Origin of the sequence: Paenarthrobacter sp. TYUT067, from assembly GCF_023656375.1 — a bacterium.
Classification (GTDB): domain Bacteria; phylum Actinomycetota; class Actinomycetes; order Actinomycetales; family Micrococcaceae; genus Arthrobacter.
Map to the genome: position 1 here is coordinate 161,296 of NZ_JAMOIT010000007.1, position 16,660 is coordinate 177,955.

Below are 16,660 nucleotides of genomic sequence, written 5' to 3' on the forward strand. Positions count from 1 at the left end.
AGAGGACTTTAGGCGAAGCTGTCTTCCTTGGCCTCCGGGGCAGCTGGAGCCGGTTTCCGGGCGATCAGGGCTGAGAGGTGAGCTTGCTGCTGGCGGAAGTGGCCGTGGGCGGTGAGGCCAAACTCGTACGCGGACTCTGCGTGCTGGGTGAGGTCCACGCCGGTGACTTCGTGCTCCAGGGGAACCCGGAATCCGATGGTCTTGTGGATGATCCGGCCGATCACCAGTGTGCCCAAACCGGACAGGACGATGGTGATCAGTACGGCAACTGTTTGGGCAATCAGCTGCTGCGGGCCGCCGCCGTAGAAGAGGCCGCCGGCCGTGCCCTCGGTGGGGAACGCGATGAAGCCCAGGGAGAGCGTGCCGATGACGCCCGCACCGAAGTGCACGCCCACCACGTCCAGGGAGTCGTCGAACCCGAACTTGTACTTCAGGTCCACGAACACGGCGCAGGCGGCGCCGGCAACCAGGCCAAGTCCCAGTGCGGCAAGCGGACTGATGTTGGCGCAGGAAGGCGTGATGGCCACCAGGCCGGCCACGACCCCGGACGCCGCACCCAGCGATGTCGGGTGACCGTGACGGACTTTTTCTACAATGAGCCAGCTGAGCATTGCTGCTGCCGGTGTGACCAGGGTGTTGATCCAGATGAGGCCGGCTTGCTCGGCGGTGGTTGCTGCGCCGCCGTTGAATCCGAACCAGCCGAACCAGAGAATGGCCGCGCCGATCATGATGAACGGCACGTTGTGCGGGCGGTGGTTGGGGTCTTTGGCGAATCCGTGACGCTTTCCCACGATCAATGCGAGGACGAAAGCGGCGGTTCCGGAGCTGACCTCAACCACTGCACCGCCGGCGAAGTCGATGACCTGACCGAAGATTTGGGTGACGGCACCGCCGGCGCTCATGAGGCCGCCGCCCCAGATCATGTAGGCCAGCGGGCAGTAGACCACGGTGATCCAGATCGGTACGAACAGTGCCCAGGCTCCGAACTTGGCGCGGTCGGCAATTGCTCCGCTGATCAGGGCCACTGTGATGATGGCGAACGTGGCAGCGAAGCCTGCCTTGATGAGATCGGGCGAGCCGATCAGATCCTGCAGGCCGAAGTGTGCGAAGGGGTTGCCGAACAGGCCGAGGAAGCCGTCGCCAGTGGTCATCGAGTATCCCCACAGAACCCACACCACGCCGACGATGCCCGCAGAGATGAAGCTCATCATGATCATGTTGAGCGCTGCCTTGGCGCGGGTCATGCCACCGTAAAAAAGGCCGAGGCCGGGGGTCATGAACAGCACCATTGCCGCCGACAACATCATCCAGACGTGTTGCGCAGAGATCTCCACCTGCGTTCCCTTCTCGTTGAGTCCAACCCCCCGATCAATATTCGGTGAGCTATGTTTCCGACTCAGAAGAGCTAAGTTGCAGCTAAGTTACAGAAATACCCCGTTCGTGAAGATCACGTCACTGGCATGTTTCGGAAATGTTAACGGCGCTTCTCCCGGGGTCCGGCGGGGTAGCCTCCGCGACGGCTGGCGATGATGATCACCAAGGCGATAGCCGTGGGCAGGGCCGCGGCCAGAGGCACCAACTGTGCCCCCACCGAGGTGAGGGCGAAGGCGCCATAGACAGCCCCAACGGCGATACCCAGCTGAATGGTCACCACGGTGAGGCCGTTGGCAGCATCCTTGTGCTCACCACCGGCACGGAGAATCGCGGCCTGATTGTAAATACCCACCGCGCCAAAGGCGATGCCCCACAGCGTCATCAGTCCGAACGCGCCCACCCAGGTGCCGCCCAGCGCCGGCAGCAGGGCGAACGCCAACGTCAAGAGTCCGACGGCGGCAATCACCGAAGTGCGCGGGCGGGAGTCAGCTGTCATGCCGGCAATCCAGATACCCACGAGGCTTGCCACGCCCACCACCGAGAGGGAGAGGCTGGTGGCGGACTCCGGCAGTCCTGACGCGAGGAGGAAGGGCGCAACGTAGGTGAACAGCGTGAAATGGGCCAGCAACAAGAGTGGCCATGCGATGGCGATTGCGACCACGCCAGGCAGTTTCATGGCCGCCCGGAGGGAAGGGGTTTTCTGGCTGGCTTGGTCGTGGGCGCCGGGGAGGAGCCAGAAAGCCAATACGGCCAGCAGGACGCCCACCCCGGCCAACACCAGGAACGAGGCACGCCACGTCATAAGTGAACCCATGAGCGTTCCGATGGGAGCACCCACGGCCAGCGCGATGCTGTTGCCGCTGAACACCACAGCCATGGCCTTGCCTACTGAATGGGCGGGAACGATGCGGGCCACATACGGGGCCATGCTGGACCACAACATGCCATGCGCGATGCCGCCAAGGAGCCGCGCCCCGATTGCCCAACCCAGTGTCGGGCTCAAGGCCAGGAGAACGTTACTGAGGGCAAACGTCAGCACGGTGGCGATCAGTAGCGTCTTGCGGGGGACCCGTCCAGCGAGGAACCGGGAAAGCGGCAGGGCAGTGAAAACGATAATCGCAGCGTAGACAGCAGTCAGGGAACCCACGGCCGATTCGTCCACTCCCAGATCACGGCTGATTTGAGGGAGCAGGCCGGAGGGCAGGAGCTCGGTGGTCACGGCGGTGAAACCTGCAGCCGCCAAGACCAACAGCCCGCCCCACGGGATCTTCTTCGGTTGCTGCGTTGCAGCACGCGACGCCTCGGCTGATGGCGTTCCGACGACCACGGGGTCCTGCTTCAAAGATTGCTCCTCTGGAATGAATAAAGGGTTAGTTCATAGGGGTCCCTACAACGTTATGCAGCCACGGCGATGCGAGGGAGTCTCTGTCAGAAACCCCCTCCGGTTAGCAACACACTTTGTCCGTCAGTCATTCCTCGCGCAGACTGGGCCTGTGAAGCCCTTTCTCTTGCTGGCCACCCGAGCCGAAGACGCCGCAGCCGATGACGAGTACCAGGCCTACCTCCGGTACTGTGGCCTGAAACCGGAAGAACTGGTCCGCATTCGGCTGGAATCCGGGCCTTTGCCGGCCCTTGAACTGTCCGACTATTCCGGTGTGATCGTCGGCGGCAGCCCGTACACCTCCAGCGATCCTGTGGAGGAGAAGAGCGCAGACCAGATCCGGGTTGAGGCCGAACTCTCATCGTTACTGGACCGAATCGTGGCCGATGACTTCCCGTTCCTGGGTGCGTGCTACGGCGTTGGTACCTTGGGCGTGCACCAGGGCGCTGTGATTGATCGTCGGTTCGGGGAGCCCGTTGGAGCCACGGAGATCACTCTAACGGCTGAGGGAGAACGCGATCCCTTACTTCGCGGAGTCCCCCGCTCCTTTGAGGCGTTCGTTGGCCACAAGGAAGCGTGCAGCAAACTTCCCGAACATGCAGTGTTGTTGGCCAGTTCAGCTGCCTGCCCGGTGCACATGTTCCGGATCAAGAACAACCTCTACGCCACGCAGTTCCACCCCGAGCTGGACGCCGATGGCCTGATCACCCGTATCAACATCTACAAGAACTCCGGCTACTTCCCGCCCCACGAGGCCGACCAACTCATCGCCGCCGCCCTTGAATCATCCGTGACGGAGCCCATGCGGGTGCTCAGGAACTTCACGGAGCGCTACGCCCGCTAGCCGTGCGTTGTGGGGCCCGCTTTGCGCCCCTCGCGCACGGAATGCCGCGCAGAGTAGGCCCCGCAAGGTGGGGGGTGTTTGTTGTGGGGCCTGCTTTGCAGGGTTTGGCGCTGGAATTGGGTGGAGAGCGGGCCCGGCAACGTGGGGGTGTTTGTTGTGGGGCCTGCTTTGCGCCCCTTGCGCACGAAATAGGGCGCAGAGTGGGCCTGGCAACGTGGGGGGTGTTTGTTGTGGGGCCTGCTTTGCGCCCCTTGCGCACGAAATAGGGCGCAGAGTGGGCCTCGCAACGCCCAACGCTCGACGGCGGTAGTCGCCGTCGAGCGTTCGTCCCCCAAAACGTAGGTGTCCCCTAAGGTGCGGCTACGTGAGCCGGGCAGCCAGGTCCTCTCCAACAGCGAAGGCACGCGTGATCGCCGAGCCCAGTGTGGCGCCCCCGCCGGGGTAATTGTTTCGGAACACACCGGCTGATACGTTGCCTGCCGCGTAGAGCCCCGGAATGGGCGATTGCCGATGGTCAAGCACCCTCCCGTTGGCGTCCGTGGCAAGCCCGCCGGAAGTGCCCAGTACCCCGGCGTGGATAGGAACGGCGTAGAACGGTGCCGCAAGTAGAGGCGCAAGGCAGGGGTTGGGAGTGTTGCCGGCGTCGCCCAGGAAACGGTCCTGTGGGGTGGCGCCGCGTCCGAACTCCGTGTCCACGCCCAAGGCAGCGTCTGCATTGAACCGGGCAACCGTAGCGTCCAGCCCGGCCGGGTTGATGCCCAGATCCAGTGCCAACAACTCAAGGCTCGGTGCGGACACCATCCACTCGGCTGCCAAGCCCGGAGTGGAACCCGCCACGGGGTACTTGGCTAAGTAGGTGGAGTCGAACACCAGCCAGGCGGGGTTGTTCTGTTGCCTGCCCGTATGCGGGTTGATGGACGCGAAAACCCGGCTGGCATCGTGATAGTTGAGGGCTTCGTTAACGAAACGCTTGCCGTCGCTGTTCACGGTGATGGACCCCGGGAGTGTCATCTCGACGTTCCCCATTCGGCCGGAACGCTGCCCAGCGTACTGATGCGCCGCCGTAGATATGACAGGAACGCCCCACACAGCGGACATGTCCTCCACAGCCGCTCCGGCATTAAATCCCAGTTCCAACCCGTCGCCCTCGTTGGACGGTGCGCTGATGGGCGTCACCGGATACGGCAGGAAGGCGCTGCGGAGCCGTGGGTTCCATTCGAACCCTCCGGAGGCGAGTACGACGGCGGTCGCGGCCACGTGCGCTCCGGCGCCGCCGCCGAGACGCACGTTCCATCCGGTGCCGGACGGCGACAAGTCCTCCACGGGACTGGAGGCAACGATGTGAACTCCACGATCCAAAGCGCTCGCAACAAGGCTGCCCACCAGTGCACCGCCCATGGTCCGGATCCCTGCGGAGGCCCGGCGCGACAGGAGTGCAGGATCGGCGGCGCGGCCATTGAGTTCGTCGCGCTCGGTCATAGTGAGCAGCGGGAAGTAGGACGAGGGCCGGATCAGTTCCGAAAGGCCCGGGTAATCCTGGGGATCGAACGCGTTGTTATCCAGGCCCCGGCCGCCGTCCGCGGATCCTTTCCACTCCATGTGGTAGTCCGGGCGGGCGATCGGAACCATGGAAACCTTCGTGTTCCGGTTGAGGAATTCCACGGCCCGCGGCGCAGTGGACACGTACCATTCGATCTCCTCGGCCGTCATCACATGGCCGGCTGCCTCGGTAAGGTAAGCGACGCCGTCGGCATGGCTGTCCTGGTATCCCGCAGCCTTGGCGAGGTGGTTGTTCGGCGCCCACATCACGCCACCCCCAGCCGCCGTGGTGCCTCCCAGCAGGTCGGCCTTTTCCACAACCAGGACGCTGAGACCGGCGTCGGCCGAGCGGACGGCAGCCACCAGCCCGGCGGCGCCACTGCCCATGATGACGACGTCGTAGCTTGCGTTGAGTTGCTCGGGTGCGGTGAGGATGGGGGTGCTCATGCGGTGGTTCCTGCTGGCATCTCGATGAGGATCTTGCCGATCTTTTCCGTGCGTCCCTGCATCAGGCGGTATGCCTGTTCCAAGTCCGCGAAGGCGAAGCGGTGGGTCATGAGGGCCCTGGCCTGCTTTGGGTGTCTGGCCAGGAGGGCCAGACCGTCAGGGATGAGGTTGAGACTCATGCGGCTTCCCATGATGTCCAGTTCCTTGTAAGGGATGTCCTTCATGGACACGTTGGCCTGTCTGGGCGAAATGCCTACTTGGACGATTCTCCCGGCACTTGCCACAAGCCTGATGGCGTTCTCCAAAGACGAAGGGACGCCTGTGGCCTCGATGACCAGCTGGGGCCCGTAGCCATCGGTGAGTGCATCCAACCGAGGTCCCTGATGTGCGTCCGGGAAATCGCTCCCCGGGGACACCAACAAAGTGTCCGTGGCGCCGAACTCGACGGCGAGATCCAGACGGTGCTGCTCGGTATCAGCGCAGACCACGGTGACTCCCAACTCTGTCAGATACAGGGTGGCCAATAAGCCGATGGGACCACTGCCCAGCACCAGCGCGGTTTCCCCGGTCAGAGGCCGGCCCCGGTTGACTGCCTGCATGGCGATGGATGCTGGTTCTCCCATGGCAGCGACATCCAAAGGGAGCCCGTCCGGCACCGGGCAGAGCTTGTCCAGTGGGACGCTGATCAGTTCAGTGAGCGCTCCGTCTGAGTAGCATCCCAGGCAGCCTACGTTGTGGCAGACGTTGTAGCGGCCCGTCAGGCATGGGCGGCACTTGCCGCAGTAGATGATGGGGTTGACGGCCACGCGATCGCCGATGCTGATGGCAGCGTCGGCGTTTGAGACCTCGCCGGGCGTCAGGGCCTCCACGATCCCGGAGAATTCGTGACCTTGGATGAGCGGCAAATCTGTGGGGTAGTCGTCTTCCCAGATGTGGAGGTCGGTGCCGCAGAGGGTGACGTTGTGGACTCGGACCAGGGCGTGGCCTGGTTGAAGGGTGGGCTTTGGGGAGTCCCGGAATTCAATGGTTTCCTGGGAGACGGTGACAGCGGAGAGCATTCCCGGACCTCAGTTCTGAACGGCCGGCGCTGCGGAAACATCGGTGTCAGAGCCAAAGAAGATGTTCCACTGGCGCACGGTCCGTTCCTGGATGAGTCCGGCCTGCTGGAATGGATCCTGGTCCATGAGGGCTTCGACGTCGGCCTTGGAATCGCCGGAAATGATCAGCAATGCGCCGGGAGTTTCCTCGGGACCGAAGGGTCCGCTCTTCAGGAGGCGACCGCCGTCGAACTGGGCTTTGAGGAACTCGACATGAGACGGACGGACCGTATCCCGGCTGGCGGATGTTGTGGGGGAGTAAGCGTAGGTAACGGCGAAAGTGGCCATGAGGGTGTCCTCTTCATTGAGTGAGTGGGGGCTTTCCTCAATGCTGGGCAAACTATTAGCTCTTGTCCAATACTTAGTTGCTCTCTCACTATGTGCAAGAAACACATAGTGATCAGGGTGCCGGGGTGGGGAGCACTTCTTCGGCCAACCGCAGGGCTGCACGGATGGCCGGCGACGTTGCTGCCGGGTTCCACGCGAGACCTGAAAACAGCAGGACATCCTCCCCTGCCAAGGAGAGGAAGACGGTGCCCGCCGGCATGATTCCTTGGATGGATTCGGGCATCAGGCTGATTCCCACGCCGCCTGCCACCAAGGAAAGGGCTGTGTACGGATCGGCCACTTCCTGGCTGATACGGGGCCGGAATCCAGCAGCGGCGCAGGCTGCGAAAGTGACATCCCGGAGTGTGGACCCTTGAGCGGCAGGCATGGTGATGAACGGGTCACCTGCGAGTTCGGCCATCTCTACCGACGTCTGCCCGGCCAACGGATGGTCCGCGGGAACTGTGACCCCCAGACGCTCCGTGGCAATCCGGCGGGTGGCTAACGACGGCGAGTCGATGGGGAGGCCGATGAAGGCCAGATCCAACACGTTGTTGCCCAACTGATGGAGTGCTTCCTGGGTGAGCAGCCCGCCATGCAGTGTCACCTCCAGTTGCGGGTAATGCTGGCGAAGAGCGCGCGCCAGAGGGGGAAGCGTGGTGTGGTTCAACGCCCCGGAAAAGCCAATGGCAAGCTTGCCGTAAACGGTCCCGGTTCCGGCGTTCACTGCCCGGCGGGCCAAGTCCACTTCGTCGAGGATTTTCCGGGCGTGCGGCAGTAGTGAATGCCCCGCTGCCGTTAGCGTGACAGACCTGGTGTTGCGTTCGAACAGCGCTGACCCCAAGTCCTTTTCGAGCTTTTTGATGGTTTGGCTCAGTGGTGACTGCGCCATCCGGAGCCGCTCCGCCGCGCGGCCGAAGTGAAGTTCTTCGGCCACCGCCAGGAAGGCCTCAATTTGCCGCAGTTCCACGTTGCCTCCCACATTTTCAAGGTCAAGTGCAAGGCTATATTGGGTTCACGTCGGGGTGGCCGGGGTGGCCGGGATTGCCGGGAAGCTAACGGGAGGCATCATGGCTAACTCAGCGTCGGGGGAGTCCATCATTGAGCGTGTTGTGAAAATCATGGATGCGTTCTCCAAGGGCCAACCGTGGCTTCCACTCAAGGAGCTGGTCCGGATTACCGGGATGTCCAGCAGTACCGTGCATCGGCTTGCCATGGACTTGGCGTCCAGTGGACTCCTGGAACGTAATGCTTCAGGGGAGTTCGGCGTGGGCATGAAGATGTGGGAGCTGGCCTCCCGCAGCAACCCCTTGGAGGAGTTCCGCCGTCGAGGTTTGCCGTTTTTGGAAGGCGTTCATGCGGCCGTCCGGGAGCATGTCTCGTTGTCCATACCTGACGTGGAGAACAACAGCGTGCTCTACCTGGAGCGTCTGGACCGGCATGGAACGGTCATGAACCTGGCCGAGGTGGCTGGCCGGCTGGACATCCACACCACATCCTCCGGGATGGCCATGATGGCGCACATGCCGGGTTGGGTGCAGGACCGATTCCTGGCCGGGGCGTTGGAGAAGACCACTCCGGCTACGGAAACAGATCCTGCAAGGGTCAGGGCCAACCTCGCGCTGATCCGGGAGCGCGGCTACGCCCGGTTGGTCGGCGTCCTTGTGGAAGAGAACACCGCCTACTCCGTTCCCGTATTCGGCCAGGGCCATGCGGTCATAGGTGCGATTTCCGTCGTCGTGCCTTCCGTTGACGAGGACGCCGGGCTGATTCTTCCCGTGCTGGTGGCCGCTGGCCGCGGCCTGTCGCGGACCATGGGTGCTGAGCGTCGCCCCTACGGATCCCGCCCCTGGTTGTCTACCACTGACTAAGCCAGGCATGCCTGTCCCGTTCAACGGGAAGTTTCCCCTCGGCCTGTGACCTGGGTCCTACAGTCGATCCCAGAGGAACTATCGCCAGTGACCTGGACCACACATCCTGAATTCGTTATCAACGGCCACAGGATGGACTGCCCAACAAATCGGCAGCCGGCGATTCGTGACTCATCTAATTCTTTGCCGGGCAAGGCACCATGGCGGTGCCACTTCCCGCGCACTCAATGAGGAGACAGTATGGGAAACGTGCAGCAGCACTCGCCCTCGGACGTCAACCCGGCAGCGCCGGTTGAGCACGTCAAAATGCCCAAGAAGGCGGCCCTCGCCTCCTTCCTGGGATCCACACTGGAGTACTACGACTTCTTCATCTACGGCACCGCCGCCGCCCTGATCTTCCCCAAGATCTTCTTCCCGGGCGGCGACCCCGTAGTGGCACTCCTTGGAGCGATGGCTACGTTCGGCGTCGGGTATCTGGCCAGGCCGCTGGGTGGCTTGGTGATGAGCCACTACGGCGACAAGATCGGCCGCAAACAAGCGCTGATGATCACGCTGGTGATCATGGGCGTGGCCTCCATTGGCATAGGATTCCTGCCCACGTACGGGCAGATCGGGTACTGGGCAACGGCGCTGTTGCTGGTAGGCCGTTTGGCCCAAGGATTCTCCGCCGGCGCCGAAGCCGCAGGTGCGTCAACACTCACCATGGAGCACTCGCCGGAAGGCCGCCGCGCGTTCTTCACCAGCTTCGTGATGACCGGCTACGCCTCGGGAATGGTGCTGTCCACCATCGTCTTCATCCCGTTGGCAGCACTGCCTGAGGATCAGCTCCTCAGCTGGGGTTGGCGTGTGCCGTTCTGGCTTTCGGTAGTGGTTCTAGCTGTGGCTTACTGGATCCGGACCCGCCTGGATGAGCCGCCTGTGTTCGAAGAGATCGTGGAGCACAACAAACCCAAGGCGATCCCCGCCGTCGCGGTTTTCAAAACGCAGTGGCGCGACGTCCTGCGCGTGGGTGTGGTGATGCTGTTCTCCGTTATGCAGACCACCTTCACCGTGTACGCCCTGGCCTACGCCACCGGACCGGCCGTGGGCATCGACCGCACCCTCATGCTCACCGTGAACGCTGTAACTATCGGGCTCTCCATGGTGACCATTCCCATCTCCGCCATGATCTCGGACCGCATCGGCAGGAAGAAGGTCCTGCTGGTGGGAGCACTCGGCTGCGCACTGACCACCATTGGCTACTTCTGGGCCATCAGCGGGCAGAACATCCCCCTGATCTTCCTGTTCGGCCTCCTGAACATGACCGTCTTCTACTCCTGCTGGAACGGTGTGTGGACGGTCTTCTTCCCGGAGATGTTCCCGGCAGCTGTTCGCTACTCCGGCATGGCGATCGGCAGCCAGATTGGCCTCATCCTCGCCGGGTTCGCACCCGCCATCGCAACGCTCCTTGCGCAACCCGGCCCCAACGGTTGGTGGCCTGTAGCGGGCTTCACTATTCTTTGCCTGGCAGCCTCGGCCATCGCCATCATGACGGCCCGCGAGACTTACAACGTCCCGCTCGAGGACCTCGGCAAACCCCGCGGCGCGCAGGTAAGCAGATAAAGCACGACGCCGGGCGGCGGCACCCAGCCGCCCGGCACCCGTTCGCCTCCGGGCAACCCGCCGCGCCCCTGACTCCGGCGCTCGCCACATCAGCACAAACCCCTACGACTCATGCCCTGAAAGTTGGATACCCATGACTTCGTCAGCAACCGCACCCCGTACCTTCCGCGTTGGAATCGCGGGTTGCGGCGCCATTTCCCGAAACCACCTCGAGGCTTTCCGTGCCCTGGACAACGTGGAGATCGTGGGCGTCTGCGATGTGGATGCGGACCGGGCAAAGGCCACAGCGGAAGCCTGGGACATACCGAACGCTGTAGCAAGTGTGGAGGAACTCCTCACCTTGGGACTGAACATTGTTTCTGTCTGCACCCCACATCCCACGCATGAGGAAGTGGTGCTGAAAGCTGCGGCGGCGGGGGTGAATGTACTCTGCGAAAAGCCGATTGCCACCAGGCTGGAGTCCGCTGAGCGCATGGTGGAGGCCTGCGAGAACGCCGGGGTCCAACTAGGGGTTTTGTTCCAGCGCCGCTTCTGGCCGGCCTCTCAGAAGATCCGCGCCGCGATCGACGACGGCACGTTGGGCAAGGCAACCCTGGCCCAGTGTTCGGTCATGCTGCACCGTGCCCCTGACTACTACAACCGCGACGCGTGGCGCGGCACGTGGGAGAGCGACGGCGGTGGAGTCCTCATGTCGCAGGCGGTCCACCAGATCGACCTCCTCCAGTGGTATCTGGGAGACGTGGCCGAGGTTTACGGCAAGGTCAACACCTACCGTCACGCCGACTATATAGAGGTAGAGGATTCCGCAACGGCGGTAATCACTTTCACCTCCGGAGCCATGGCCACGCTGGAAGCCTCCACAGCGGTGTCTCCCAACCTCGGAATCCAGCTCCGCATCACCGGCGAAACAGGGGCTTCGGCTTCCCTCACCGAGTTTCCGGAAGGCAGCGACGGCCGGCTGGACCTGTGGGCGGTAGGCGAGCGAATCGTCGTCGAGCCTGTCCACCCGGAAGGCGTGGAGCCGAACGTCGATCTGTCCGTCATCAACGGCCAGCTGATCCCGTTCCACAAACTGCAGGTCCAGGACTTTGTTCAGGCACTGGAAAACGGGACGGAACCGGCAATTACCGGCAAAGACGCCCTGAAATCCTTGCGGATACTCCTCGCCGTTTACGAATCTTCACGCACCGGCCAACCCGTCCGCTTCGCACCCGCCCACCCCTCCCACGCAGCCATTCCCGAGCTGCGGGGCCGTGAAAAGGTGGCTCGCTGACCATGCTTCCCACCACGCCCGCAGCAGCATCACCCCTGACCCTGGGTCGCAACGGCCGCACTCCTAAGACCCTTCGCAACCGCCTGGCCTCCGCACCCATGGAACGCAACTACGGCACCACGGATGGCTTCATCACCGAGCAATACATCGACTACCTCGTGACCCGTGCCAAGGCCGGCCTCGGCATGGTCACCACGGAGGCCACCTACGTCCGCGCTGACGGTAAGGGCCGCACCCACCAACTCGGCCTGCACACCGATGACATGATTCCGGGGCTTCGCCGCCTCACCGACGCCCTGCACGCCGAAGGTGCGTTGGCCGCCGTCGAACTTAATCACGGTGGCCGCACCGCCCAAGCGGCAGTCTCGGGCTTCAAGAACCTCGCGCCGTCGCCGGTTCCCTGCCCGACGGCGGGTGGTGAGATTCCGCGGGAGCTCACCGCCGCTGAGTGCTACGAACTTGTGGAAGCTTATGGGGCTGCGGCCCGCCGCGCGGTGGCCGCCGGGTTCGACGTGATCAACCTGCACGGCGCCCACGGCTACCTGATCCATCAGTTCATGTCGCCCATTTCCAACCACCGAACTGACGAGTTCGCAGCACCGGAGTTCTTCATGAACCTGGTGATCGACGCCGTGCGGCAGGCCGTGCCGGACACGATTGTGGGAATGCGTGTCTCGGTAGTGGAAGGTCCGGCCGACGGTATCAGCGCCGAGCAGCAAGTGGCCATCATCGCCAATGCCCACTTGGACAAGCTCGATTTCCTGGACATCTCTGCGGGTAGCTACGACGCCGGTGAGTGGATCGTCCAGTCGGGGGAGTGGAAGCCCGGGATCCTGGCCGAGTACGCCAAGGCCTACCGTCAGTTCGGACTTCCACTGGGTATGGCCGGGCGACTCAACAGCCCGGAAATCATCGAGGAAGTCCTATCCCAGGGAACTTGCGACTTCGTGAGCCTTGCCCGCGCCATCCATGCCGATCCTGCCTTCGTGGGCGGGGTGCTGCGGGGCGAACGCTACCGGCCATGCATCGCGTGCAATGTGTGCATAGATAACCTTGGCCTCGGTCAGGTCACCTGTACGGTCAATCCGGCAGTTGGCCGCTCACGTGTTCCCGTTCCCACGCCCGTTGTTCGCCCGGGCTCCCGGGTGCTGGTGGTCGGCGCCGGGCCTGCGGGCCTCACCGCTGCCCGCGAACTCGCCGAAGCCGGTGCCAGCGTGACATTGATGGACGACGGCGTGCGGCCGGGTGGGCAATTCGCGCTCGCTGAGCGGATGAAATCGACGCCGGATTTCCACCGCTTTGCAGATTGGTCCAGCGCGGAAAACGAGCGGCTGGGCGTTGAGGTTTGCCAGGGAGTCCACGTGGACACGTTCGACGTCGGCTCGCTGGCCCGCGACTTCGGCGCAGACGCAGTGGTGGTGGCCACGGGCGGGGTGCGCCCTGCTCCCGGGTTCATCGGCGGCGACTCGCCCCGTGTTTCTGACATCCGGGATTGGCTAGCCGCGCATCCTGAGGTCCTTGACGGCAGCGTGTCCAGGCCCTCAGAAAATGGGTCCGGTCCCGTGGGGAGCTCGTCCGGGTTGTTGGTCAGTGCGGACGATTCTGTGGGCAGTGCGCCGGAAGCGGTGACAATTTGGGGTGCGGATTCTGTTGCCATGAGCGTGGCAGACACCCTTGCAGCACTTGGTACTGCCGTGCTGATCATTGGGCCGCAGGAAGCCCTGGCTCCTGAATCCGGCCGTCGAGCCAAGATCCTCGCAATACCCCGGCTTGAAGCCAATCCGAAGGTGCGGATCTTCCTGTCCAGCACTATCGAGGAGTTTGACAGTGCTGGGAAGCCTGGCGTCAATAGGGTGCGGATCAGGCGCTCGGGCGTGGAGGACGAGTGGATTGACGCGCCTGGCGATCTTTTGGTTTCGCGTTCGGTGCTGCCGCTGGACGGGCCGCCCATGCTGGAGCAACCGCTGACATTGGAGCAACGGGAAGCCGAGCTCAGCAACGCCGCTTCGCTCCCCATTGCCCTCGCCGGGACGGTCGTGGACAAGGCACCGGCCATTGTGTCCAACGCGGTCAAGAGCGGTTACGACGCAGCCCAGCGCATTGCCGCGGCACTGGCCACCCCCTCCGCCGACACCCCCTTCGACCTCGCCGACACCCAGCATGACTTCACCGTGAACGGAGCCCGAAAGTGACCACACCTACGCGTCGGCTGGGAATCGCCCAGCTCTCCCTGGTCGGAACCGCACCACCGGATTTGGTGAGCATCGCGGCACAGGCCGGCTTCGACTTCATCGGAGCACGCGTCCGGCCTGTCACCGCCACGGAGCGGCCATACGATCTCCAGCCCGGTTCCCACCTGCTCAAGGAGACGCTGCAACGGATGGCGGATACAGGGATCACGGTTGAGGATGTTGAGTTTCTCCTCTTGGACGGAACTGGCCTGCGGGGCGGGCAGGATCAACGCGAAGCCTGGCTGCGAATGATGGAGGCCGGCCAAGCCCTCGGGGCATCAACACTGACGGTGGCCTGCGCAGACCCGGACCTTGACCGTTTCGGTGACCACCTCGCGCAGATGACCCAGGACGGTAAGTCCTACGGAATCATGCCGACGCTGGAACCCATCGCCTACCAAACCGTTCGTTCCCTTCCCCAGGCAGTGAAGCTGTCCCGGCGGGCGGGCTGCAAGATTGTTGTTGACGCACTCCACGTCAACCGCTTCGGCGCAACTACGGCTGAGCTCGAAGCGGCCACGGATCTGGTTCCTTTGGTCCAACTCTGCGATGGTCCTGCTGCTGCGCCGGAAAACAGGGAAGCCCTGATTGTCGAGTCGCGCTCGGAGCGAGGCGTACCCGGCGACGGTGAATTCCACCTAGCGAGCATACTCGCGACCTTCGCCGCAGGAACCCCGGTCAGCATCGAAACGCCATCGGACAAAAGGGTGGCCGAGATGGGCGAACTGGCATGGGCCAAACATCTCAAAGCGGCGGCAGATTCCGTCCTCACCACCACAGCAGTCACCAGCCCAGCACACAACATCTCAGCACTTACCGGGAGCAACAAATGATGGACAGTACACCTAGCCCCGTGGACTGCGACGTCCTGGTTATCGGCTCAGGCGCCGGTGGCATGTCCGCAGCTGTCACAGCAGCCTTCCACGGGATGAACGTCATCGTGGTGGAAAAGTCAGAGGTCTGCGGCGGTGCAACCTCTTGGTCCGGAGGCTGGGCTTGGGCACCAGGCAACCCGTTGGCGAAAGCCGAAGGAGTCAATGAGGACAAGGAAACCTTCCGCACATACCTTCGCGAAGTTCTCGGGGACGACTACCAGGCTGACAGGGTGGATGCCTTCCTTGAAGCTGCCCCGCACATGGTGGGCTTCTTCCACAACAAGACGTCCCTGCAGTTCGTTCCCGGCAGCAAAATCAACGACATCTACGGTGACCTTCCAGGTGCAGGAACTGGCAATCGTTCGGTCGGGCCTAAGCCTCTGAACGCCCGCACCTTCAAGCCTGGACTGAGGGCGAAGATGCGTCATCAGCTCTACGAAACCTCGTTCCTAGGCATGGGAATCATGGCCGGTCCGGACCTTGGTAAGTTCCTGTCGGCATCCCGGGGCAACCCCAAGGGCCTGTTCCACGCAGGCTGGCGCTTCGGATTTCACCTCCTGGACCTGCTGACGCACCGGAGGAACATGCAACTGGTCAACGGCACAGCGTTGACCGGAAGGCTCATGAAATCCGCTGACGATCTCGGCGTGGACATCCGCGTCTCCACCCCGGCCACAGCGTTGCTCAAGGACGAAAAAGGGAAGGTGACCGGCGCCGTCGTGCGTTCTACCGAAGGTGAGGTGCAGATCAACGCGAGACGCGGCGTCGTGCTGGCAACCGGCGGCTTCCCCAACGATGTGCAGCGGCGCAAGGAGCTGTTTCCGAAGACGCCCACGGGCCGGGAGCACTGGACGCTGTCCCCGGCGGAAACCACCGGTGATGGCATCAACCTGGCGCAGGCCGTGGGTGCACGCTTCACCACCGCAGTGCAGTCGCCGGCCGCTTGGTGCCCGGTGTCCTTGGTGCCGTACCGCAACGGCCGGACGGGCGTGTTCCCCCACATCATGGACCGTGCGAAGCCGGGCAGCATAGGCGTCCGCGCGGACGGGAAGCGGTTTGTGAACGAGGCCAATGGCTACTACGACTACGTCCAGGCCCTCCTCGCAGCGACTCCCGACGGTGAAACTGTGGAGTCGTGGCAAATCGCGGACAGCCGATTTGTCCGTAGGTTCCCTCTGGGCATGGCCAAGCCGCTGCCCGTGCCGCTCTTCCCGTACCTGCGCTCCGGGTACCTCATCAAGGGGCGAACGCTGGAAGAACTTGCGACCAAATGCGGTATTGACCCCGCGGAGTTGCGCCGGACGGTGGCACGCTTCAACGCGAATGCCCGTTCCGGCGTCGACCCGGACTTCGGGCGCGGCGAATCCGCGTTCAACCGCTACGGCGGCGACGCCACGCACCGGCCGAATCCGTCATTGGGGCCTATCGAGAAGGGGCCGTTCTATGCGGTGCGGGTTGTGCCAGGGAGCTTCGGGACATTCGCGGGCGTGGAAACTGACGGCCGAGGGCGGGCGCTCAACAACCAAGGCCACCCCATAGATGGCCTCTACGTAGCCGGCAACGATCAAGCAAGTGTCATGGGCGGGCATTACCCCGCCGGCGGCATCAACCTGGGACCCGCACTGACCTTTGGCTACATCGCCGGACGGGACCTCGCCGGCGTCACTACATATGAGGACGACGGCACGCAGGCGGAGATGGAGCTCGCACTGTAGAAGTTCGTTGTGAGGCCTGCTCTGCAGGGTTTGGCCTTGGAATTGCGTGGACAGCGGGCCTCGCAACGCGAGGCAAGGTGGGTG

The 16,660-nt window shown here is 63.3% G+C and carries 13 protein-coding genes; 7 read left to right on the top strand and 6 right to left on the bottom strand.

All coding sequences use genetic code 11. The features are described from left to right. Positions 1–8: 8 nt before the first annotated feature. Together MOD31_RS08560 and MOD31_RS08565 are read right to left on the bottom strand one after the other, a co-directional pair. Complete coding sequence (locus tag MOD31_RS08560) at positions 9–1,334, bottom strand: ammonium transporter (protein WP_142937971.1); 1,326 nt, start codon at positions 1,332–1,334, stop codon at positions 9–11. Positions 1,335–1,474: 140 nt separating this feature from the next. Then, positions 1,475–2,701, bottom strand: a complete 1,227-nt coding sequence (locus MOD31_RS08565) for an MFS transporter (RefSeq protein ID WP_250820373.1) — start codon at positions 2,699–2,701, stop codon at positions 1,475–1,477. Positions 2,702–2,867: 166 nt separating this feature from the next. Between MOD31_RS08565 and MOD31_RS08570 the strand changes: the two genes are divergently transcribed. Beyond that, positions 2,868–3,599, top strand: a complete 732-nt coding sequence (locus MOD31_RS08570) for a glutamine amidotransferase (protein WP_250820341.1) — start codon at positions 2,868–2,870, stop codon at positions 3,597–3,599. Positions 3,600–3,959: 360 nt separating this feature from the next. Here the strand turns inward: MOD31_RS08570 and MOD31_RS08575 are convergent, their stop codons facing one another. The 4 genes from MOD31_RS08575 to MOD31_RS08590 form a co-directional block, all read right to left on the bottom strand. Next, the gene (locus tag MOD31_RS08575) at positions 3,960–5,585 is read right to left on the bottom strand and encodes an FAD-dependent oxidoreductase (protein ID WP_250820342.1); all 1,626 of its coding nucleotides are present in this window, start codon (positions 5,583–5,585) and stop codon (positions 3,960–3,962) included. Then, complete coding sequence (locus MOD31_RS08580; protein WP_250820343.1) at positions 5,582–6,643, bottom strand: alcohol dehydrogenase catalytic domain-containing protein; 1,062 nt, start codon at positions 6,641–6,643, stop codon at positions 5,582–5,584. The genes MOD31_RS08575 and MOD31_RS08580 overlap by 4 nt, the downstream gene beginning before the upstream one ends. Before the next feature lie 9 nt (positions 6,644–6,652). Continuing rightward, entirely contained in the window at positions 6,653–6,970 is a 318-nt protein-coding gene (locus MOD31_RS08585; protein WP_250820344.1) for a YciI family protein, read from the bottom strand. A gap of 112 nt (positions 6,971–7,082) precedes the next feature. Beyond that, positions 7,083–7,979: a LysR family transcriptional regulator gene (locus MOD31_RS08590; RefSeq protein ID WP_250820345.1), complete on the bottom strand. Its 897-nt coding sequence runs from the start codon at positions 7,977–7,979 to the stop codon at positions 7,083–7,085. 100 nt (positions 7,980–8,079) lie between these two features. Here MOD31_RS08590 and MOD31_RS08595 point away from each other — a divergent pair, with 100 nt between their 5' ends. From MOD31_RS08595 to MOD31_RS08620, 6 genes are all read left to right on the top strand, one after another. After that, positions 8,080–8,880: an IclR family transcriptional regulator gene (locus tag MOD31_RS08595; RefSeq protein ID WP_250820346.1), complete on the top strand. Its 801-nt coding sequence runs from the start codon at positions 8,080–8,082 to the stop codon at positions 8,878–8,880. 240 nt (positions 8,881–9,120) lie between these two features. Beyond that, a complete protein-coding gene (locus MOD31_RS08600; protein ID WP_250820347.1) occupies positions 9,121–10,482 on the top strand; it encodes an MFS transporter in 1,362 nt (453 codons plus the stop codon). Between the two features lie 133 nt (positions 10,483–10,615). Continuing rightward, complete coding sequence (locus MOD31_RS08605) at positions 10,616–11,755, top strand: Gfo/Idh/MocA family protein (protein ID WP_250820348.1); 1,140 nt, start codon at positions 10,616–10,618, stop codon at positions 11,753–11,755. Between the two features lie 2 nt (positions 11,756–11,757). After that, complete coding sequence (locus tag MOD31_RS08610; RefSeq protein ID WP_250820349.1) at positions 11,758–13,947, top strand: FAD-dependent oxidoreductase; 2,190 nt, start codon at positions 11,758–11,760, stop codon at positions 13,945–13,947. Continuing rightward, positions 13,944–14,819 carry a sugar phosphate isomerase/epimerase gene (locus tag MOD31_RS08615; protein WP_250820350.1) on the top strand — a complete coding sequence of 292 codons (876 nt, stop codon included), beginning with the start codon at positions 13,944–13,946 and terminating at the stop codon, positions 14,817–14,819. The genes MOD31_RS08610 and MOD31_RS08615 overlap by 4 nt, the downstream gene beginning before the upstream one ends. After that, positions 14,816–16,576, top strand: coding sequence for an FAD-dependent oxidoreductase (locus tag MOD31_RS08620; protein ID WP_250820351.1), 1,761 nt, complete (start codon positions 14,816–14,818; stop codon positions 16,574–16,576). Before MOD31_RS08615 ends, MOD31_RS08620 begins: the two co-directional genes overlap by 4 nt. Positions 16,577–16,660 lie beyond the last annotated feature (84 nt).